Genomic DNA, 20,204 nt, shown 5'->3' with positions numbered 1-20,204 from the left:
CGTGACGCGCGATTACGACGTCGTGGTGGTCGGCGCGGGACACGCCGGCTGCGAGGCCGCGGTCGTGTGCGCGCGGCTGGGGCTCTCGACCGCGCTGGTCACCGTGAAGCTCGAGGACACGGCGAAGATGTCGTGCAACCCGGCCGTGGGCGGAATCGCGAAAGGCCACATGGTGCGCGAGCTGGACGCGCTCGGCGGCGTGATGGGCCGGGTGACGGACCGGGCTGGAATCCAGTTCAAGATCCTGAACCGCGGGCGGGGACCGGCCGTGCGCTCGCCCCGGGCCCAGTGCGACAAGGCCGCCTACAGCGACGAGATGGCGGACCTGCTGATGCGCGTGGCCGGGATCGATCGCGTGGCGGGCGTGGCGAACCACGTGCGCCTCGAGCGTGGTCGCGTGGCGGCGATCGAGCTCGACGACGGGCGCACGCTCGGCTGCGCGTCGGCCGTGATCACTCCCGGCACGTTTCTCAACGGACTCATTCACATCGGAGAACAGAAGATCGAAGGCGGTCGCATCGGCGAGCATGCGGCGCGGGCCCTGAGCGAGTGCCTCGCCGAGCTCGGTCTGGAGCGCGGCCGGCTGAAGACCGGGACGCCGCCACGCCTTCATCGCGACTCGATCGACTGGAGCGCGCTGGAGCCTCAGGCGGGTGACGATCCACCGGTTCCCTTCTCTCACTGGACCTGCGCTCTGGACGTCGAGCAGGTGAATTGTCATCTCACGCGCACCAACGAGCGCACGCACGAGGTCATCCGGCGCAACCTTCACCGCTCCCCGCTCTATTCCGGTGAGATCAAAGGCCAGGGTCCGCGCTACTGCCCGTCGCTCGAGGACAAGGTGGTGAAGTTTCCCGAGCGGCTCTCGCATCACGTCTTCCTGGAGCCGGAAGGTCGCGAGGTTCCCGAGATCTACGTCAACGGTGTTTCGTCGAGCATGCCGGCCGAGGTGCAGCTCGAGTTCGTGCGCACCATGCTCGGGCTCGAGTCCGCGGAGATGATCCGGCCGGGTTACGCGGTGGAGTACGACTTCGTGCTGCCGCATCAGCTCCGCCCGACGCTCGAGGTGAAATCGACACCCGGGCTCTTCCTCGCCGGACAGATCTGCGGCACGTCGGGATACGAAGAGGCCGCCGCGCAAGGCTGGGTCGCGGGCATCAACGCCGCGCGGCAGGTGCGCCACGAGGATCCCGTCGTCCTGCGCCGCGACCAGGCGTACATGGGAGTCCTGATCGACGACCTGGTGACGCGCGAGCACCGCGAGCCCTACCGGATGTTCACGTCCGCGGCGGAGCATCGGTTGCTGCTGCGCACCGACAACGCCGACGAGCGTCTGGCCGAACTGGGCTTCGAGCTGGGGCTGCTCGATCGCGAGCAGGTGGACCAGGTGCGCGCGAAGTACGCGGCGATCGAGGCCGCCGAGCGTCGCAGGCGTGCGGTGAGCGTGTCGGTCGACATGCCGAGCGAATGGAGCGAATGTCTCGAGACCCGCGCGCGCTATCGCGGTTACATCGAGCGCCAGGCGCGGCTTGCCGAGCGCACGGCGTTGCTCGAGCAGAAGCAGATCCCCGAGCGGCTCTGGGACGGCACGCTCGCGGGGATCTCGCACGAGGCCATCGAGAAGCTGCGTCGCTGGCGCCCCGCGACGATCGGGCAGGCCGGGCGGATCGCCGGCGTCTCCCCGGCCGATGTCGCGGTGCTGATGGTGCTGGTGCGTCGAGCGATGGCTACTGTGCCCTAGTCGATCGCGCTCGTCGCGGCCCTCGCTGCAATCGTGTTCGAAGGGCCGCCTGCGGACGGTCCTTCACCGCAGACCCTGTCGCTCCGGGCACGCTTGAAGCTTCCTGCTAGAGTGCCGCGGTGCGCGCTCCGCGAAAGAAACGCTTTGGTCCTCGCTCCGGGAAGGCTTCCGGCGCGAAGCGATCACGAAGCGGAGCGCCCGGCGCCCGTCCCTCGGCGCCCACGGCGCGCCGCCCGTCGTTCCCGCGCAAGCGTCCGCGTGACGCGTCGCCGGCCGCCATCCAGCGACTGCTCGACCGTCAGGACTGGAACCGCGTGCGGGACCTGCTGACCCGAAAGGAACTCGACGCCGGGCGATGCCTTCCGTCGCTGCGCGAGTTCTGCGCGCGCGTCATCGCCTGGAACCGTAGCGTTTCCAACCTGATGTCGAAGAACGACGAAGGCAGGATCGTGGAGCGACATCTGGTCGAATCCATCGAGCACGTGGATTGGCTCCACGAGAGCGGATCGAGGGACTGGGTTGATTTTGGCTCTGGAGCGGGGTTTCCAGCGATTCCTTTGGCCATCGTCGGAGTCGGAGCGCGGTGGACGCTGGTGGAAAGTCGGAGGATCAAGACCCTGTTTCTTCGGAAGACGCTCGAGTCCATGACGATAGGGATGGAAATGGCGGTCTTGAACGCCCGCCTGGAATCGATTGCCCGGGAGGGTGGACGATTCGACGGATTCACCGCCAGAGCAGCTGGCAATTTGACCGAAACCCTTGATCACGCTTCCAGTCTGCTCATCGGGGGTGGATCCGCGTTCCTGTGGAAGGGCAGCCGTTGGCGGTCCGAGATCGAAAAGGACCGATCTTGGGAGCAGCATTGGACGTTTGTCGAGAATCGAGCGCTTGCCGACCCCAATGTCGAGGTCCTCAAGTTTCTTCGTAACAAAGAATAAAATGAGTTCGCCCGACGCTGTTCCACGTGAAACTCTTGGGGTTGTAAGCCGCGAGTCATCCTGCTAGGTTGCGACCCAAGCCGCAGCCTCAGTCCTCTCCATCATGGTGGGCAGGAAGTCCGCCCCCCCGAGCAAGGGAATGGCTCGAGTTATCGCGATCGCCAGCCAGAAGGGTGGCGTAGGCAAGACGACGACGGCGATCAATCTCAGCGCGTGCCTGGCGCAGGAAAGCCGGCACGTTCTCCTGATCGATCTGGACCCGCAGGCCAACGGAACCAGCGGGCTTGGGATCAACGGCAACTCCCAGGGACGGTCGATCTACGAGCTGATGATCGGCACGGCGGAGGCGACCGACTGCGTGGTGCCGACCGCGTTATCGAGCCTGGATCTTCTGCCCTCCGCCCAGCGCCTGTCGGGCGCCGAGATCGAGCTCGTCGGAATGATGGCGAGGGAAAGCCGCCTCAAGACGGCTCTCGCCCCACTGCGCGAGAAGTACGATTACATCATCCTCGATTGTCAGCCTTCGCTTGGAATCCTCACCGTCAATGCGCTCACTGCGGCGGATTCCGTGTTGATCCCACTTCAGTGCGAATACCTCGCGCTCGAGGGGCTGACGTCGCTCCTCTCCGCCATCCGTCTGGTCCAGGACCACCTGAATCCTGGCCTCAGGATCGAGGGCGTTCTGCTCACGATGTACGACGCACGTCTCAACCTCTCGTCGCAGGTCGCCGACGAGGCACGCAAGTTTTTCGCGGAGAGGGTCTACAAGACGATGATCCCCCGGAACGTCCGGTTGAGCGAGGCGCCTTCGTTTGGGAAGCCGATCGTTCTCTACGACCCACACAGTTCAGGCGCCGAAAGCTATCGAGAATTGGCGCGGGAGGTGATTGAGCATGCATAGAAAAGCGCTCGGAAAGGGATTGGAAGCGCTCATTCCTTCGAGTGGCGCAAGCACGATGGAAGCGCCGCGTGTTGGCGTCAGAGAGATCCCGATCGACCAGGTGGAGCCCAATCCGTTCCAGCCCCGCACGCGTTTCGATGAAGGCGCACTGCGTGAGCTGGCGGATTCGATTCTCGCGACCGGAGTGCTGCAACCGATCCTGGTTCGACGCCGGGCGGATAACGATGGTTTCCAGCTCGTGGCCGGAGAGCGAAGGCTGCGCGCCGCGCAATTGGCGGGCGTGGATCAGATCCCCGCCCTGGTGAAGGAGGTCGACGACCGAGAGATGCTCGAGCTGGCTCTGGTCGAGAACGTCCAGCGAGAAGATCTCAACCCCATCGACGAAGCGAAGGGGTACCACTCGCTCGCGACCCGGCTGACCATGACACACGAGCAGATCTCCCAACGGGTCGGAAAGCATCGCTCAGTCGTGACCAACGCGCTGCGGCTCCTTGCTCTTCCGGCCGAGATCCAGGAGATGGTTTCACGTGGAACATTGAGCGCAGGTCATGCCCGCGCGCTTCTCAGCCTGGACTCATCCGGTGAGCAGCTCGCGACCGCGCGCTATATTCACTCGAAGGGCTTCTCGGTGCGTCGCACGGAAGCGCTCATCAACCGCAAGTTGCGGCGCAAGCACAGCCGCCCGCGCGCTCGCGCCGCCGATCTTGCGGAGCTGGAGAACAAGCTTCAGCAGCGCTTCTCCACCAAGGTCACGATTCGCGCCGGACGCAAGGGCGGGAAAGTGGAGTTCGAGTATTACGGTCGTGAGGATCTGGAGCGGCTACTCGAGGCGTGGGCCGTCCTCTAACAGGCCCGATTGGGAGGAAGCCCATGATGAAGTTCAGGTCTCGCCCAAGTGAATCCGCCCCTGCGCCGCCCAATACCGTGATCGGAGTGGGATCGAGCTTTCGCGGAACGCTCATGGTGTCCGGAACGCTGAGGATCGACGGCGAGTTTGATGGGGATGTCTTGAACTGCGAGCGCCTCGAGATCGGTGAGCACGGAGTGATGCGCTCGGACATCGAGGTGAAGTCAGCGGATGTCCACGGCAAGGTATACGGCAGCATCCGCGCGCTCGGAATCGTCGAGCTTCGTGCCGGTGCTCACGTCGAGGGTGACGTCGCCGCCGCCAGCGTGGTCATGGAGCCAGGAGTCTTCTTCAACGGCCGCTGCACAATGCTAGAAAATGGTCCGGATGCCGTATCGGTCAACACCGAGGTTTCCAGGGTCCGGGAGTTCGCCCGCGAATAACACCGAGGCACACGCGCGGGGGACTCTGCGAGCAGTCTCGACTCGCGTGGCGCTCCCCTTGGCGGTTGCTGCCGTTCTCCTCGCGGTCGCAATGCCCTCGGGCTCCGCCCCTCCCGGTACGACCCCAGTATCCTGGCCCGAGGGCACCGACACCCTCGCTTTCGAGAACGTCGAAGGCATCATCCTGATCCGCGCCCGTCTCACGGGACGTCCGATCGGACCCGAGCGCAGCGAGTCGCGTCCCGTTCCTGAGAGCGGCGCCGACACCACCGGCTGGCTGGCGCTCGACACTGGGGCGGGCTTCATCGCGCTCGATGCTCGAGTGGCGGTGCGGCTCGGCGTGCTCGACAGTGTCCCCGCGCGAGCGGTCGACTTTGCGACCCGCGCTCTCCCGCGACTGGAGATCGGAAAGCTGCAGGCGGATCAGCTATCGCCGGTCGCTGTCTTCGACGCGGGGCTACTCAATCGGGTGACCGATCATATCGTGCTGGGCCTGATCGGATATGCGGTGATCCGTGATCGCATTCTCTGGATCGACTACGCAGCTCGGCGTGTCGTGCTCATTCCTGCGGGTGTTGATGTAGAGCAAAGCGATGCACTGGCTGTTGCCGCATCGCGCCGCATTCTCGAGGCGGCTCTTTCGACCGCTGCGGTGCCCTGTCGGTTCCGGATGACGACGGACGGCAAGATCATGCTTCGTAGCCGCGTGACACCTCATCAGGGGGGCCAGACGACACCTTGGCTCAACCTGGTACTCGACACCGGGGCGTCCAAATCGACGCTCTTCGAGGATCTGATGGACCCGAAGATCAACGTCGCCAAGTGGAGCCCGGCCCTGAAGGGGCTCGCGGCCCCGACGCTGCTCGCCACCAGCACCGCCCGACTGAGCCGCGTCAAGCGGATCGAAGTCCAGGGCACATCGGGAACGGCATCCACGTCGCAGACGGAGGTCGCTCTGTTGAGGAACCCGATTGCCGCCGAGCTGGCCAAGCTCGCCGGAGAACCGATCCATGGGCTCCTTGGATACTCGTTCCTCCAGCGTTTCCGGGTGGCGGTCGACTACCCTCACCGGGTTCTGTGGCTCGATCCGGATCCTGATTTCCGCGACCCACGGCCATACGAGCATTCACACGTCGGCCTGCAGCTCGAGCGCGACCGTGGCATGGTGCGCGTCGCCGCGGTCGTCGAAGGTTCTCCGGCCGCGCAGGCCGGGATCAAACCAGGCGACGAAATCACCGCGGTCGACGGCAAGACGCTCACTTCAATGAACTGGGTGGAAGTCGGCAACCTCTTCGAAGGCCCGGCCGGAACGGAGATCGAGCTGACGGTGCGTCACGGTGGGGTCGAGAAGAATCACCGGTTGCGTCGCCGCCAGCTCCTCTGACATGGCCACTCAGCCCGTGCCTTCCCTCCGGTCCTCCTTCGCGACCGGCCGATGGATGGTGCTCGGCGCCGCCGTGCTGTGGGGCACTTCCGCGACTTTGGCGAGGTTCATGTTTCGGGATCACAAGATCCCAGCGCTCACGGTGGTGGAGCTGCGACTGGTCATCGCGTGCTCGCTGTTGCTTCCCTGGATGTTGTGGCGAAACCGAGCAGCCCTGCGCGTGGAGCGAAGCGAGCTGGGCTATCTGCTCATCCTCGGAATCTTCGGAGTCGCAGCAGTGCAGGGGACTTACTACTACAGCATTTCGCGCCTGGGAGTCGGCGTGTCCATCCTTCTCCAGTATCTCGCTCCCGCGCTGATCGTCGTGTACGAGATGCTGCGCGGGCGCCGGCCGAGCCCCCGGACGCTGGCCGCCGTCGCGGCGGCGTTCGCCGGCACGGCGCTGCTGGTGGGCGGTGTGGATCCATCAGCGCTCGGAGCCAGCGTCTTCGACTGGGCCATCGGTTTCGCCTCGGCCTTTGCTTTCACGTTCTACATCCTGTTCTCGAAGCGCGGACTCGCTCGCCACGATCCATCCGCCGTGCTCCTCTACACGTTCGCGATCGCCGGCGTGCTATGGGCGTTCGTGACTCCTCCGTGGAAGATCGCGGCCGCGGGCTATGGCACGAGTGTGTGGCTGATGTTCCTGGCCATCGGAGTCGGATCGACACTGCTCCCGTTCGCGCTCTTCTACGGGGGCTTGCGCCGGCTTCGGGCCGAGGAAGCAGGAGTGATCGCCACGATCGAGCCGGTGGTCGCCGTCCTGACCGCGGCCATCTTCCTGGGCGAGATCCTGCGACCCATGCAGCTCGCCGGCGCCGCACTGGTCCTGATCGCGACGTTGTTGTCGACGATCCGGGCGCCGGAGCCAGCGGTGCTGGCCGCCGAAAGGGTTTGAGAACACCATGGCCTGGTTGCGACGGTGCTCTACCTGGATCCCCTGCGCTTCTCAGCCCGCTTCGGCGAGTGTCTCCGGCGGTCCGTGCAGGTGCCGGAGCTTCCGTTGCACGTGCTCGAGACGAATCGGGCTCACCGTCTCGACCGCGTAACGCTCGTCCCACAGCAAATTGCCGCCGAGCCAGACACGAAGCTCCGGATGATCCGACATGAGTGCCAGGCCGGTGCGGCTCTTGATCTCTCGCACCGCGGTCGCGACGCTCTGGGATGGTTTGAGACCGAACAGCGCGTGCACGTGGTCCTGTCCTACGGCAACGTCGAGCAGCTCGAATCCGCGGTCATCGCAGACCTTGGCGACCAGCTCGTGCACCTTTCGGGCGTGCCGCTCCTTGAGGATGGGCCGGCGACCACGAGTGCTCCAGGTGACGAGATAGTGAAGACGACTGCGATAGACGGGCTCCCAACGTTCGTGCAGGGCCTCGTTGATCGGGGGAGCCACTTTCGAGTTCACGACCACCCACCTCCTCCGGGGACGAATGAACGGATGTGCAAACCTGCTTCTCGAAAAGGCGGGAGTTCGAAGCTCCCGCCGGTCACTGCTTTCGATGTCCATCAACTCCCGACGGTGCGAATCACTCCTCGGACCACGCCAAGCAATTTGAAATCAGCCCCTTGCGTCACTTCGATGGGCTCGTACGCGGGATTGGCGGCGACCAGCTCGATCTTGTCGCCCTGAGGTCTGTAGTACTTCACCGTGGCCTCATCGCCGATCAGTGCGACCACCATGTCGCCGGGGTTGGCGTTCTCCTGATGCCGAACGATGACGTAATCGTTGGGCATGATGCCCGCGCCGTTCATGCTGTCGCCGCGCACTCGCAGCGCGAACAAGCCGTTGGTGTTGCCGAACAGCGTGCCGGGTTCGAGCGTTCCCTCGTAGCTCTCTTCGGCGAGGATCGGCTGGCCGGCGGCAACGCGTCCGAGCACGGGGATTCCATCGACGACGGAAGTGGTCCCACGCGAGATCTTGCTCTTCCGGCTGAGGTACCCCTCCTTCTCGAGGATGTTGAGGTGGTAGCGAACGCCGTTGGTCGACGCGATCTCGAATGCTTCGCCGATCTCGCGGATCGTGGGTGGATATCCCTTGTCGCGCTGGAATGTGCGGATGTAGTTGAGAATCGCTCGCGCGCGCTCGTTCAGCATCGAGTGCTCCTTGGATTGAAGGCCCTCGCGGGACCTGGCACGTCGTGAATGTAGTGCACACTCGTGCAGCCGGTCAAGACAATTTTCCGCGACCGAGAGCAGTGCGGTCGACGACGCGAAGTAGACGGCAGGGACCACGACGTTGACACCCCGCGGCCGTCCGCCACCCGACCTCGGCCAGAACCATTCTCGCGACTCGTTGATTGCACGTGTCTTGTCTCTTTCGTGCGCCGGTCTCGTCGCTGGTCCGCGGGTTGCGATGACTCGCGACCGAGGTCGCAAGACCTTGCAGCACGACAAGACAAGGAGCGGCGGTCGGGTTCTGGAGGCTGATCGCTATCGGGGGCCGGTTGGCCAAAGGGATCCACCCCGCTGCCTTGTCGGTCGAGTCCTCAGGGCCAGCGCAGCGTGAGACCGGCGGACCACGAAGCGGGAAGCCCCGGCTCGTAGTACTCGTCGTTGACACCGTTGATGAACACCGAAGCGACGTAGTCCTCGTCGGTGAGATTCTGTCCGGACACGAAGAGACGAACCGGAATGGTTCCCAGCGTTCGCTCCATGCCGACGGAACCGCCAAAGACCGTGTAGGCGTCGGCCTCCGCCGTGTTGGCGTCGTCCGCGAAGTAGGCGCCCACGTGCTCCACCTGGGCTTCGGCCCAGAGGCCGCCACCCAACGCATAGCGCAGCGCAGTCGAAACATTGACGTCGGGCAGCCCGGGAACCTTGTTGCCCGAGAAGTCGCCAAAGTCGTTGGTGTATTCGTCGTACTCATTGCGCGTGAAAGCCGCCGCGGCTCGCCAGCTCAGTCGTTGGACGGGGCGCCAGTCGAGGCCCGTCTCCAGTCCTTCACGATGGGATTTTCCGGCGGACAGGAAGTACGCCCCTCCGTCGAAGGGAACGATCTCGTTCTTCACGTCGATCCAGTAGAGCGCGACGTCGTAGTCGAGCGATCCCCACCGCGAGGAAGAGACCAGCTTGCCCTTGGCGCCCGCCTCGAAGGTCGTGGAGGTCATGGGCTCGAGGAACGGATTCAGGCCGGTGAGGGTGTCATAAGGCGGCGGCGGATCGATTTCGTTGAAGGCAGGAGCCTCGACCCCGCCGCCCAGCGCGGCGTACAGCGTGTGGCGATCGAACCCGTAGGACACCGATCCTTTGGGTGTGACGTGCTCGAACGTCTTGCTCGCATTGAACGATGGGTCGATGAAGTCATCACTCACAAAGCGAACGGCGTCGTAGCGTCCACTGACGCGCAAGGACCAACGCCCGATGTCGAAGCCCTGCTGGGCGAAGATCCCGGCGCTGTTCGCGGCTTCCCGCTTGTTCTGGATCAGCTGATCTCCGCGGCTGCCGTTCACGACGTCGTAGAAGAGGATCGAGCCGTCCTGGTAGGCCTCGTCGGCGCCGACCAGCGTGTTGGCCTTCGTGCTTCCCATCTGCCAGCGGGCGTTGTAGGTCGCGGTGCCTCCGACGTGGTACCGCGTGAAGTCGCGGAAGCGGTTTCGCTCCGAGCGGTGAAGCAGCTTGGGCTCGACCCAGGCGGAGAGCCGCACATCCTGCGACTCACCCATCGAGCGATCCAGCGAGAGCGCCACACGACCGACCGTGTGATCGCGGCGTTCGTCACGCGCGACGTAATCCGAATCGGCTTGCTGCGGATCGGCCTCGAGGTCCGCGCTCGTGAGAGCGCCGGGGAAACGATTCAAGGTATGCGTGCCATCGAGGCTCACGCCCAGCCGGGTGGCGGTATCGAGAGGAAACTGCATGCGCGCCTGGCCGAGCAGCGCGGTGCTGCTGCTGTGCTCGCGCCAGCCATCGAAGGTCGAATTGAGCAATGTGACCACGCCTCGGCTCGAGCCGATGGTGAACCCCGTGGCGACCTGCTCGCGGTGGTAGCCGAAGCTCCCGGCGCGCTGGCGGAACTCGGCGTAGGGCGACTGGAATCCAAAGTCGGTGCGCAAGTGCACCACGCCACCCGAGGCGTTGCCGTAGAGCGTGGAGGAGTTGCTGCGCGCGACCTCGATGCGATCGACGACGGCCAGGTCGACCAGGTCGAGCGACGTTCGCCCATCGGGCTCGGTGATCGGGATGTCGTCGCTCATGAAACGGATGCCGCGCATGTTGCCCACGTTCGAGCGCTCGCCGTTGCCGCGGGCGCCGAAGCCACGGATGGTGATGCGGACGTCCGGAGCGCCGGCGCGGCTCTGCGAGAACACTCCGGGGATCATCGACAAGGCGTCACGAACGCCGAGCTGCCGGGTGGCCTCGAACTGCTCCTTGCCCACCACCGTGATGGCCGAGGGCGCCAGCAGGGCCGATTCGGGGACGCGGGTGCCGGTCACGACGACTTCCGGCATCTGCACGACCGCGGTGTCCGCGGTTCCACCGAGAGGGGCAGCGCTGGCGGCGGCGAGGAAGAGGAGCTCGGTGAGCAGGAGCAGGTCTCTGGAAGTGGGTTTCGCCAGTCTGGACGGCTTGCGAGATCGGGCATGATGGAGGGGCGCTCTGATCGGGTCAAGTTCGTCGCGAACGTCTTGGTGGTGCCGCACGGGTGGGCTACGCTAGCCCGCCGCTTCAGCCAGCAACGTCGCTGAGCGCCTCCGCCCATGGCCACCGCCTCCGCCGCTACCGACGCTCCCCTCGAGCGACTGCGCACGTACGCCTCGTTCGTGCGCTTCGAGCACACCCTGTTCTCGCTGCCGCTCATCCTGGCCGGGATCTTCAGCGCGCCCGGACCGGCGATGGCGTGGCGGAGGTGGATATGGATCGGCGTCGCGGCCGTGGGCGCGCGGACCGCCGCGATGGCGATCAACCGCCTGGTGGACAAGCGCCTCGATGCCATCAATCCGCGCACCGCCTCGCGCGAGCTGCCTGCCGGGCGCATGACGATGATCGAGGCGTGGGCGCTGCTCGGCGGGAGCGTGGCGGTCTATCTGGTCGCATGCGCCGTGCTCGGACCTTGGTACGTGAGAGTGTCGTGGGTGCCGCTCGCGGCATTCACGATCTATCCCTTCCTCAAGCGCTTCACGCCGCTCTGCCACTTCGGTGTCGGCGCCGCGCTGGCGTTGGCGCCGCTCGCGGGATTCGCCGCGGCGCATCCCGAGCTCGCCTCGCCACAGCCGGCGCTCTGGCTCGCGCTCTTCGCGCTCTTCTGGGTCTCGGGTTTCGACATCATCTACGCCACGCTGGACGAAAGCTTCGACCGCGCTCATCGGGTGCGTTCGATGGTCGAATGGCTCGGCCGCGTGCGAGCGCTGCGGATCTCTGCAGTGCTCCACGCGCTCGCCTTCATCGCGCTCGCCGCCGCGCTCGGCGCGCTGCAAGCCATCCACGTCTGTCCCGGCACGCCGTGGGCCGCCTGGGGCGCGCTGGTTCTTGCGGGCGTGCTGCTCTTCCTCGAGCAGCGCTGGGCCGAGAACGTGAATCTCGCCTTCTTCAAGGTGAACGTGTGGGTCGGCGTCGCCGTGCTGGCCATGGTGCTCGCGGCGCGAGCCCGCTGCGGCGGCTTCTGATGGCGCGTTATCTGATCGCGATGACCGGCGCTTCGGGCAGTGCGTACGGAGTGGACTTCGTGAAGCGCTGCCCGGGCGAGAAGTATCTGGTGCTCTCCGACTGGGCGCGCAAGGTGCTCCACGACGAGACCGGGCTCAAGCCTTCGGACCTCGAGCCGCACGTGAAGAAGATGTTCGCCGACTCCGACCTGGCGGCTCCCTTCTCCTCCGGATCCAACCGCTACGACGCACTGGTGGTGATCCCGTGCAGCGTGTCGACCATGGCCAAGATCGCGGCGGGAATTGCCGACACGCTCATCACCCGTGCCGCGCAGGTGGCGATGAAGGAGCGCATGCGGATCGTCCTGTGCGTCCGCGAGACGCCGCTGTCGACGCTGGCGTTGCGCAACGCGCTCGAGCTCTCGCGGGAAGGCGTGGTGATCATGCCGATCGCGCCGCCCTGGTATCGAAAGCCCGCCTCGCTCGAGGATCTGGTCTCTGGCTTCTCCGACAAGGTGCTGGGACTCCTCGGCGAGGACGCGGGCCAGGGCTGGCGTGAGGACGATCTGGAGTGAGCGCCCGGTAAAAACGCATTCGCCGCGGGACCATGCCGGGCGTTTTCCTGGCGTTGGTGGCCGGAAGCCTGGGCGTGTCCGGTGGAATTTGGAGATGCTCCCGTGGCACGCCGGTTGCCCTTCACGCGTGTCCCCAAGCGCACGATTGGAGGGTCCCCGCATGAGATCGTCCCTGATCGCACGGATGGCCGTGCTCCTGATCTTCGCCCTTTCGGTCCACGGCTGTGGGGGCGACAACTCGACCAACCCCAACAACAGCTCCCTGAATCAAGGCACGGCGGACGACTTCGCCATTCAGACGGTGACCAGCATGGGCGTGGTGGGCGCCGAAATGCAGGTGGCCGTCGGGAGCACCCCGAGCTCGGCCGCGCGTGTCACGCCGACGCCGGGAGGCATCGCCCGTCCTGCTCGCGCGCTATGGGATACGAGCTTCGTACAGGGTGGCGTCACGTTCGAAGCGAGCCGCACCTTCTATGACGAGAACGACGATCCGCTCGTGGACTATGGCCCCACCGCGACCTGGCTGCGCTGGACCTCGCGCGCCTACGGAACCTATGAGGGGCCGCGTGACACCGCGACCGTCGCTCATTCCTCCAGCATCGACGTGCACGGCATCCAGGCTGGGCAAGACACGCTGAAGTTCGACGGCGGCTGCGCGGACACGCTCGAGAATCGTTTCCGCTCCTACGACGGCACGCGCACGCGCTACTTCCACTGGACCAGCGGCACGACCATCGACAACGTCCGTTTCCTCAAGAGCCTGATCCAGATCGGGTATCCCGCGCCGATCGGCGGCCGGGTGACGATCGTGGTGTCGGCCGACCGTCTGCGCAGCAACAACCGTCTGGATGTGGAAGCCCACTTCCAGGCCACCATCGTCGTGACCTTCAATGCGACGGGCTCCGCCGTGATCAACGTCGACGGCCGCTACTACTACTACTGGAATCTGGCCACCAATCAGATCACCCGAGCCGGATCCGGCGCGTGATGCGCTCGCCGCCCGCCGGTCTCGATCGGCGGGCGGTTCGCTTTTCTGCTTCCCCTTCTTTAGCCTGCGGCCGCCATGGCCGGATTCCGCACGCTGTCGGAGTTCCTATCCCACCTCGAGTCTCGCGGTGATCTGAAGAGGGTCACGCGCGAGGTCGACTGGGCGTACGAAGTCACCGAGATCGCCTGCCGAGAGGCGCGCACCGAAGGTCCCGCGCTCCTGTTCGAGAGGGTGCGCGGCGCGCGCTTCCCCCTCGCCGTCAACGTGCTGGCCGCGGAGCGGCGCATCGAATGGGCGCTCGGCCGCACGCCGCGTGCGGTCGGCGGCGAGCTGGAGGAGATCCTGCACGCGGTTCCTCCGCGGCGGCTCTCGGATCTGTGGAATCTGCGCGGCTCCGCGGGACGAGTGCTGGCGATGCGACCCCGCTCGGTGGAGGGATCGCGCCAGGAGCTGCCGGCGGACCTCGGCCTCCTGCCCAATCTCCAGCTGTGGCCCAAGGACGGAGGGCGGTTCGTCACCTTCGGCCTGGTCTCCACCCAGCATCCGGTCACACACGTCCGGAATCTCGGCATCTATCGCATGCACGTCTACGACAGCACGACCACCGGCATGCATTGGCAGATCGGCAAGGGCGGAGGCTTCCACTACCACGAGGCGGAGAAGCGCGGGCTGCCGCTCGAGGTCTCCGTCGCCGTCGGCGCGGATCCGGCAACGCTGCTCTCGGCCATATCGCCATTGCCGGAAGGCATCGATGAGCTGGCCTTCGCGGGGTTCCTGCGCGGCGCGTCCACACGGCTGACGCGCGGCCGTCGAATCGGCATACCGGTCCTGGCCGACGCGGAGTTCGTGCTGGAAGGCGTCGTGCCGCCGGCCGAACGCAGGATGGAGGGGCCCTTCGGCGATCACTTCGGGCACTACTCGCACGCCGCCCCTTTCCCGGTCTTCCACCTCAAGGCGGTGTCCCGTCGCGAACGCCCGATCTATCAGGCGAGCGTCGTGGGGAAGCCGCCGCAGGAAGACAAGTTCATGGGGGAAGCGGTGCAGGAGTTCTTCACCGGCGTGCTCAAGGTGATCCATCCGGAGATCGTCGACCTGTGGGCCTACTTCGAGGCCGGCTTTCACAACCTGCTCGCGGTCTCGGTGGAGAATCGCTTCGCGAAGGAAGCCAGGAAGACGGCGCTGGGTTTGATGGGTACGGGCCAGCTCTCGCTCACCAAGATGATCGTGCTGGTGGACGCCGAGGTGAACCCTCGAGACCGGGGCGCCGTGTTCGAGGCGGTGGCGCGGCACTTCGACCCTTCGGAAGACTTCCTGCTCATTCCGGGGGTGCCGCTCGATACCCTCGATTTCACCTCATACACCATGAATCTCGGCAGCAAGATGGTGCTCGACGCCCAGACCAAGCCCGGCCGTGCGCCGGCGCCGCCGCTGGCCCAGGTGGCCGACCCGCGCGGCTTCGAGCCCGACGTGCTCGAGCACCGGCTGGTGCGCGGCGGCATCCTGATCGTGCAGGTGCGTGGAGAAGGCCGCGGCGTGATCGAGCGGCTCACGGCCCGCGCCGAGTATGCGGCGCTCAAGATGGTGGTCGCGGTCAGCGCCGACGTGCCGCTCATGGATCGCGAGCTCCTTCTGTGGGGCGTGTTCACGCGCTTCGACTGCGCCCGTGACGTGATTCCGGCGCGCACCGAGACTCGTGGCGCGTGGCTCACCTGCCGGGGGCCGCTCGGCATCGACGCCACGTGGAAGCAGGGATATCCGGAAGCGGTGGCGAGTCCGCCGGACGTGGTGTCGCGCGTCGACCAGTGGTGGGGGAGGAATGGCCAATGACTCAGGACCTGTGGAACAAGGTCGATGGGTATCTCAACGAGCTGCTCATCGGCGACGATCCGGTGCTGGAAGCGGCGCTCGAAGACAGCCGAGCCGCCGGCTTGCCCGAGATCCAGGTGGCGCCGAACCAGGGAAAGCTGCTGCACATGCTGGCGCGCGCCATCGGCGCGCGAAGGATCCTCGAGATCGGCACGCTCGCCGGTTACAGCACGATCTGGATGGGGCGGGCGCTCGAAAAGGACGGCCGGCTGATCACGCTCGAGTACGAGGCGAAGCACGCCGACGTCGCGCGCAGGAACCTGTCGCGTGCCGGGCTCGACGATCGGGTCGAGGTGCGCGTCGGCAAGGCGCTCGACCTGCTGCCGGGGATCGAAAAGGAGAAACTTCCGCCGTTCGATCTCACGTTCATCGACGCCGACAAGCAGAGCACGACCGAATACTTCGAATGGGCGCTGCGCCTTTCACGGCGCGGCAGTTTGATCGTGGTGGACAACGTCGTGCGGAAGGGCGAGGTCGCGAACCCGGAATCCAATGACGACATGGTGCTGGGCATGCGGCGCTTCTTCCAGCGCCTGGCCGCCGAGACCCGGGTGGCCGCCACCGCGATCCAGACCGTGGGCGTCAAGGAGCACGATGGTCTGGCGATCGCGCTCGTCACCGAAGCTCCACGCTGAACCCTCAGACTCCCGCCGTCACCACCTGGGCCGCGGGGCTGCTCTGGCTGCGCGCCGCGAGGCGCGCGCGGAACCGGAGATGCCGCCGCCGCGTCCACTCCACGAGCGGGCCCCAAACCGTGTGGGTCAGGCGATGGCGAATGAGAAACGCCCACAGCCGGTTCGATCGCTTGTACAAGTAGGACATCGCCAGGTACGGCAGCACCGCGTCGGCCTGGCGTGGACGCCGGCGCCAGATCGACGTGTGCGAGAACAGACGCCGGTAGCACCATGAGTAGCCTGCCGCGAGCTGCTCGGGCGTCATGTGCCGCGGCCGGAACACCACGTGCGACGTGTCGTACAGGCTCCAATTGCGGTGGAGCAAGCGGTCCTCCGCCTCGAGCTGCCGGAAGAGGGGCGTGCCGGGATAGGGCGTGAGGATGTGGAAGGTGGCGCACTCGAGCCGGTTCGACTCGACCCACTCGACGGTGCGCTGGAACACATCCGGGCGATCGTGATCGAATCCGAGCACGAAGCTGCCGTTCACCTGGATGCCGTGGTCGTGGAGGAGCGCGACTCGGCGCGCGTAGTCGGCGGGGCTCGGGCTCTTCTTGCGCTGGTCCACGATGTTCATCGGCTGCAGCGATTCGAATCCCACGAACACGCCGGTGCAGCCGGCGAGCGCCATCTGCCGCACGACCTCGGGATGGTCGGTGACGTCGATCGATACCGCCGCGCTCCAGATGCGCTCGGTCTTGCGTAGCTCACGGCACAGCCGTGCCAGGTACTCGGGGCGCGAGCCGAGATTGTTGTCGACGAAGACGGCGTAGGGCTGGCCGTCAGCGCGAATCTCTCGCGCGATCTCTTCCGGATCCCGCAGCTGGTAGGGCAGGTGGAGGCCCTGGGTCGACAAGTAACAGAAGCCGCAGCGACTGTGACAGCCGCGGGTGGCGATGACACTCGTGGTGGTGAGGAAGTCGCGCCGCGGGAGCAGCTCGCGCCGAGGCAGTGGATGGTCGGCGTAAGGCCGGCGGTAGCTGCCCTCGTAGCGTGGCCGCAGAGCCCCGTCCGCATCGCGCAGGATCTCGGGCCAGATCTGGACGCCTTCGCCGACGGCGAGCGCGTCGGCGTGAGGCGCGCATTCCTCCGGACACGAGACCACGTGCAATCCGCCAAGCACGACCCGCGAGCCGAGTGAGCGGTAGAAGTCGGCGAGCTCGAAGGCGCGCTCCGCGAACGTCAGGTGGACGCTGATGCCCACCACCTGGGGGACCGGGTCGGTCGGAGGCGGACCCTGGAGGAGGTTCTCGTCCCAGTAGCGCACCGTCCAGTCCGCCGGCGTGGTGGCCGCGATGCTGGTGAGCGCCAGCGTGGGCGTGAGCACGTGCTTGCCGAAGCTGGCGTGCGGATCCTTGGGGTAGAAGGGATTCAGCAGCAGCGCGTGGTGATGCAGCACCGGCCGTGGTCCGAGGCCCTTGGGAAGCTCCGGCGGCTCTCGCATCGCTCGTGGGTGGAACATTCGGCACTCCTCCATTGGTTCAAAGCACTTTGTTGAACAAAGTATCTGCCGAGACGCTGCCGTCGGCAAGGTCCATGGCCGGTCTGAATCGTGGAACCCTCATTTGGCCGCCAGGAGTGGGCCAGAAATGGACCCGGGTGGTCCCGGGCCTGGGTGACGACCGCTGTCGTCATGTCCGCTCGTCGGCCCAATGCCTACGCTCGTCGTCACGATGCTGGCGGTCCGGGTGGCGCTCTCCCAACCTTCCGCCGGTCGAGCCCGTCCCATGCATCAGTGGACATGCGGGCTCGCCCGGTAGCCGCGGCCGATCTAGGACGGACCGCTCGCAACCAGCGGCTCTGGTGAGCCGTAAGCGTCTCGGTCGATGCGGCCTTCGATTCTCCTCTCTATCGCGGGTACTGAAGATGAGATCGTTCCCCCTGTTCCTAGGGATCGCCCTGCTCGCGGTCCCCTTCGCGGCTCTTGCTGACACCATCACGGTCGCGCGGCCGACCACCACCACCGCGCGGCCGACCATCACCGCCGCGCGTCTCGATGCGGCGGTCACCGTGGACGGCAAGCTCGACGAGCTCGTCTGGCAGAACGGCAACGCCGTCACCGACTTCAAGCAGCGCGACCCCCACGAAGGCGCGGCGGCGACCCTGCCCACCGAGGTGCGAGTCGCGTACGACGACAACGCCGTCTACATCGGCGCGCGCATGCACGACACGGCGCCGGATTCGATCCTGGCCCGTCTCACGCGGCGCGACTTCTCGATTCCGGCCGATCGGTTCGGCGTCTACGTCGATCCTTATCTCGATCGCCGCAGCGGCTATTACTTCCTGGTCAACGCCGCCGGGACGCTCTTCGACGGCTCGCTCTACAACGACGGCTGGGAGGACCCTTCCTGGGACGGCGTCTGGGAAGGGAAAGCGCGTGTCGACGAGAAGGGCTGGACGTGCGAGATGCGGATCCCCTACTCGCAAATGCGTTTCACGAGCGGCGAGCGCTGGGGCATGAACTTCCGCCGCGTGATCCAGCGCCGCAGCGAAGAGGACTTCGTCGTCTACCTGCCGAAGAAGGAGAGCGGCTTCGTTTCCCGTTTCCCGGACCTCGTGGGCATGTCGGGGATTAGGCCCAAGAGCGCGATCGAGGTGATCCCGTATGCGACGAGCAAGGGTGAGTACCTCGTGACCGACCCGGGCGATCCCTTCAACGACGGTTCGCGGCTCACCGCGGACGGCGGCGTGGACGTGCGCATGGGCGTGGGCAGCAAGCTCACCCTGAACGCCACGGTCAATCCAGACTTCGGCCAGGTCGAGATCGACCCCGCGGTGGTCAACCTGAGCGACGTCGAGTCGTTCTTCCAGGAGAAGCGTCCGTTCTTCGTCGAGAACGCCCAGGTGTTCCGCTTCGGTAACGAGGGCGCCGACAGCTACTGGGGCTTCAACTGGCCCGAGCCGACCTTCTTCTACAGCCGCCGCGTGGGGAGGGGGCCCCAGGGCGACGTGCCTTCGGCGGAGTTCACCGATGCGCCGCTCGGCACCACCATCCTCGGCGCCGGAAAGCTCACCGGGAAGATCGCTCCGACGTGGAACTTCGGCACCATGCATGCGTTCACCGCTCGCGAGCACGCCAGGCTCTACGACACGGGTTTCGAGTCCGAGTCGGAGATCGAGCCGCTGACGTACTACGGCGTGGTGCGCAGCCAGAAGGAATTCAAGAACCGCCAGCAGGGACTCGGTTTCATGGCCAACGGCGCGGTGCGCTCGTTCGAGGACCGGGACCTGCGGGACCAGCTCAACAGCGAATCATTCTTCGGCGGCATGGATGGCTGGTGGTTCCTCGACAAGAACCAGACCTGGGTGATCTCGGGCTACACCGTGATGTCGCACGTTCGCGGCAACGAGTCACGCATGACCGCGCTGCAACGGAGCTCGACCCACTACTTCCAGCGCCCTGACGTGGATCACCTCGGCGTCGATACGACCGCCACGTCGCTGACCGGATTCGCGAGCCGTTACTGGCTCAACAAGCAGAAGGGCAACACGTTCGTGAACGCCGCAGTGGGGTTCCTGAGTCCCAAGTTCGACGTGAACGACGTCGGTTTCATGTCGTATGCGGACCTCGCCAACTACCACGTCGGCGGAGGCTACAAGTGGACGGAGCCCACCAAGTACACCAAGTACCAGGACGTTCTCGGTGCGGTGTTCTCGAGCTTCGACTTCTCCGGCACCCGCACCTGGGGCGGCGGTTATCTCGCCGGCACCACCGAGTTCCAGAACAACTACAGCTGGAGCTACAACGCCGCGTACAACCCGCAGAGCATCAGCGCGCGCCGCACCCGTGGCGGTCCGCTCATGATCAACAAGCCCGGCTACCAGCTGGGGACCTACTTCGACACCGATGGCAAATCCAAGTTCTTCTGGTGGCTCGACACCGGGATGTACATGCAGCCCGACAACGGTTCGTGGAACTACTGGGTCAATCCGGGTATCGAGCTCAAGCCGGTCTCGAACGTCCTGCTGAGCGTCGGTCCGCTCTTCGAGAGGGTGGTCGAGGACGCCCAGTACGTCAGGCAGGTCGAGGACCCGACCGCGACCGAGACCTACGGACGCCGCTACGTGTTCGCGCACCTGGAGCAGAAGACCATCTCGGCCACCATTCGCCTCAATTGGGCGTTCACGCCGCGCATCAGCCTGCTCACCTATCTGCAGCCGCTGATCTCGACCGGCCAGTACACGAGCTACAAGTCGCTGGCCAGGCCCAGGAGCTACGAGTTCGA

General features: G+C 65.8%; 17 protein-coding genes. 13 read left to right on the top strand and 4 right to left on the bottom strand.

The features are described from left to right. The first annotated feature begins 1 nt into the window (after position 1). The 7 genes from mnmG to VFQ05_05850 all read left to right on the top strand — a co-directional run bounded on the left by mnmG (position 2) and on the right by VFQ05_05850 (position 7,191). Entirely contained in the window at positions 2–1,741 is a 1,740-nt protein-coding gene (mnmG, locus tag VFQ05_05880) for a tRNA uridine-5-carboxymethylaminomethyl(34) synthesis enzyme MnmG (GenBank protein ID HET9326279.1), read from the top strand. A gap of 314 nt (positions 1,742–2,055) precedes the next feature. After that, positions 2,056–2,679 carry a 16S rRNA (guanine(527)-N(7))-methyltransferase RsmG gene (rsmG, locus tag VFQ05_05875; GenBank protein HET9326278.1) on the top strand — a complete coding sequence of 208 codons (624 nt, stop codon included), beginning with the start codon at positions 2,056–2,058 and terminating at the stop codon, positions 2,677–2,679. Between the two features lie 139 nt (positions 2,680–2,818). Next, positions 2,819–3,580 carry an AAA family ATPase gene (locus VFQ05_05870; GenBank protein ID HET9326277.1) on the top strand — a complete coding sequence of 254 codons (762 nt, stop codon included), beginning with the start codon at positions 2,819–2,821 and terminating at the stop codon, positions 3,578–3,580. Then, a complete protein-coding gene (locus tag VFQ05_05865) occupies positions 3,573–4,427 on the top strand; it encodes a ParB/RepB/Spo0J family partition protein (protein ID HET9326276.1) in 855 nt (284 codons plus the stop codon). The genes VFQ05_05870 and VFQ05_05865 overlap by 8 nt, the downstream gene beginning before the upstream one ends. A gap of 23 nt (positions 4,428–4,450) precedes the next feature. Continuing rightward, the gene (locus VFQ05_05860; GenBank protein ID HET9326275.1) at positions 4,451–4,870 is read left to right on the top strand and encodes a polymer-forming cytoskeletal protein; all 420 of its coding nucleotides are present in this window, start codon (positions 4,451–4,453) and stop codon (positions 4,868–4,870) included. Between the two features lie 322 nt (positions 4,871–5,192). Further along, positions 5,193–6,254, top strand: coding sequence for a PDZ domain-containing protein (locus tag VFQ05_05855; protein HET9326274.1), 1,062 nt, complete (start codon positions 5,193–5,195; stop codon positions 6,252–6,254). A gap of 1 nt (position 6,255) precedes the next feature. Continuing rightward, on the top strand, positions 6,256–7,191 hold the full coding sequence (locus VFQ05_05850) for a DMT family transporter (protein ID HET9326273.1): 936 nt from the start codon (positions 6,256–6,258) through the stop codon (positions 7,189–7,191). Between the two features lie 51 nt (positions 7,192–7,242). Here the strand turns inward: VFQ05_05850 and tnpA are convergent, their stop codons facing one another. From tnpA to VFQ05_05835, 3 genes are all read right to left on the bottom strand, one after another. After that, the gene (gene tnpA, locus VFQ05_05845; protein ID HET9326272.1) at positions 7,243–7,701 is read right to left on the bottom strand and encodes an IS200/IS605 family transposase; all 459 of its coding nucleotides are present in this window, start codon (positions 7,699–7,701) and stop codon (positions 7,243–7,245) included. Between the two features lie 101 nt (positions 7,702–7,802). Then, a complete protein-coding gene (gene lexA / locus VFQ05_05840) occupies positions 7,803–8,390 on the bottom strand; it encodes a transcriptional repressor LexA (GenBank protein ID HET9326271.1) in 588 nt (195 codons plus the stop codon). 392 nt (positions 8,391–8,782) lie between these two features. Beyond that, a complete protein-coding gene (locus tag VFQ05_05835) occupies positions 8,783–10,744 on the bottom strand; it encodes a TonB-dependent receptor (GenBank protein ID HET9326270.1) in 1,962 nt (653 codons plus the stop codon). A gap of 249 nt (positions 10,745–10,993) precedes the next feature. On the opposite strand from VFQ05_05835, the gene VFQ05_05830 reads away from it, so the two are divergent. The 5 genes from VFQ05_05830 (at position 10,994) to VFQ05_05810 (ending at position 15,942) form a co-directional block, all read left to right on the top strand. After that, the gene (locus VFQ05_05830) at positions 10,994–11,899 is read left to right on the top strand and encodes a 4-hydroxybenzoate octaprenyltransferase (protein ID HET9326269.1); all 906 of its coding nucleotides are present in this window, start codon (positions 10,994–10,996) and stop codon (positions 11,897–11,899) included. Next, complete coding sequence (locus VFQ05_05825; protein HET9326268.1) at positions 11,899–12,453, top strand: UbiX family flavin prenyltransferase; 555 nt, start codon at positions 11,899–11,901, stop codon at positions 12,451–12,453. The genes VFQ05_05830 and VFQ05_05825 overlap by 1 nt, the downstream gene beginning before the upstream one ends. A gap of 160 nt (positions 12,454–12,613) precedes the next feature. After that, entirely contained in the window at positions 12,614–13,441 is an 828-nt protein-coding gene (locus VFQ05_05820) for a hypothetical protein (protein HET9326267.1), read from the top strand. A gap of 75 nt (positions 13,442–13,516) precedes the next feature. Next, positions 13,517–15,268 (top strand): UbiD family decarboxylase, encoded by a 1,752-nt coding sequence (locus VFQ05_05815; protein HET9326266.1) that lies wholly within the window; start codon positions 13,517–13,519, stop codon positions 15,266–15,268. Next, on the top strand, positions 15,265–15,942 hold the full coding sequence (locus VFQ05_05810) for an O-methyltransferase (GenBank protein ID HET9326265.1): 678 nt from the start codon (positions 15,265–15,267) through the stop codon (positions 15,940–15,942). Before VFQ05_05815 ends, VFQ05_05810 begins: the two co-directional genes overlap by 4 nt. Positions 15,943–15,946: 4 nt before the next feature. Here the strand turns inward: VFQ05_05810 and VFQ05_05805 are convergent, their stop codons facing one another. Further along, positions 15,947–17,440, bottom strand: a complete 1,494-nt coding sequence (locus tag VFQ05_05805) for a radical SAM protein (protein HET9326264.1) — start codon at positions 17,438–17,440, stop codon at positions 15,947–15,949. Positions 17,441–17,844: 404 nt separating this feature from the next. Here VFQ05_05805 and VFQ05_05800 point away from each other — a divergent pair. Beyond that, positions 17,845–20,204, top strand: a 2,360-nt coding sequence (locus VFQ05_05800; GenBank protein HET9326263.1) for a DUF5916 domain-containing protein, incomplete at its 3' end; no start/stop codon positions are given.

It is taken from the genome of Candidatus Eisenbacteria bacterium, assembly GCA_035712145.1.
Lineage (GTDB): Bacteria > Eisenbacteria > RBG-16-71-46 > RBG-16-71-46 > RBG-16-71-46 > DASTBI01.
This window is presented reverse-complemented; position numbering and strand designations above follow the sequence as displayed.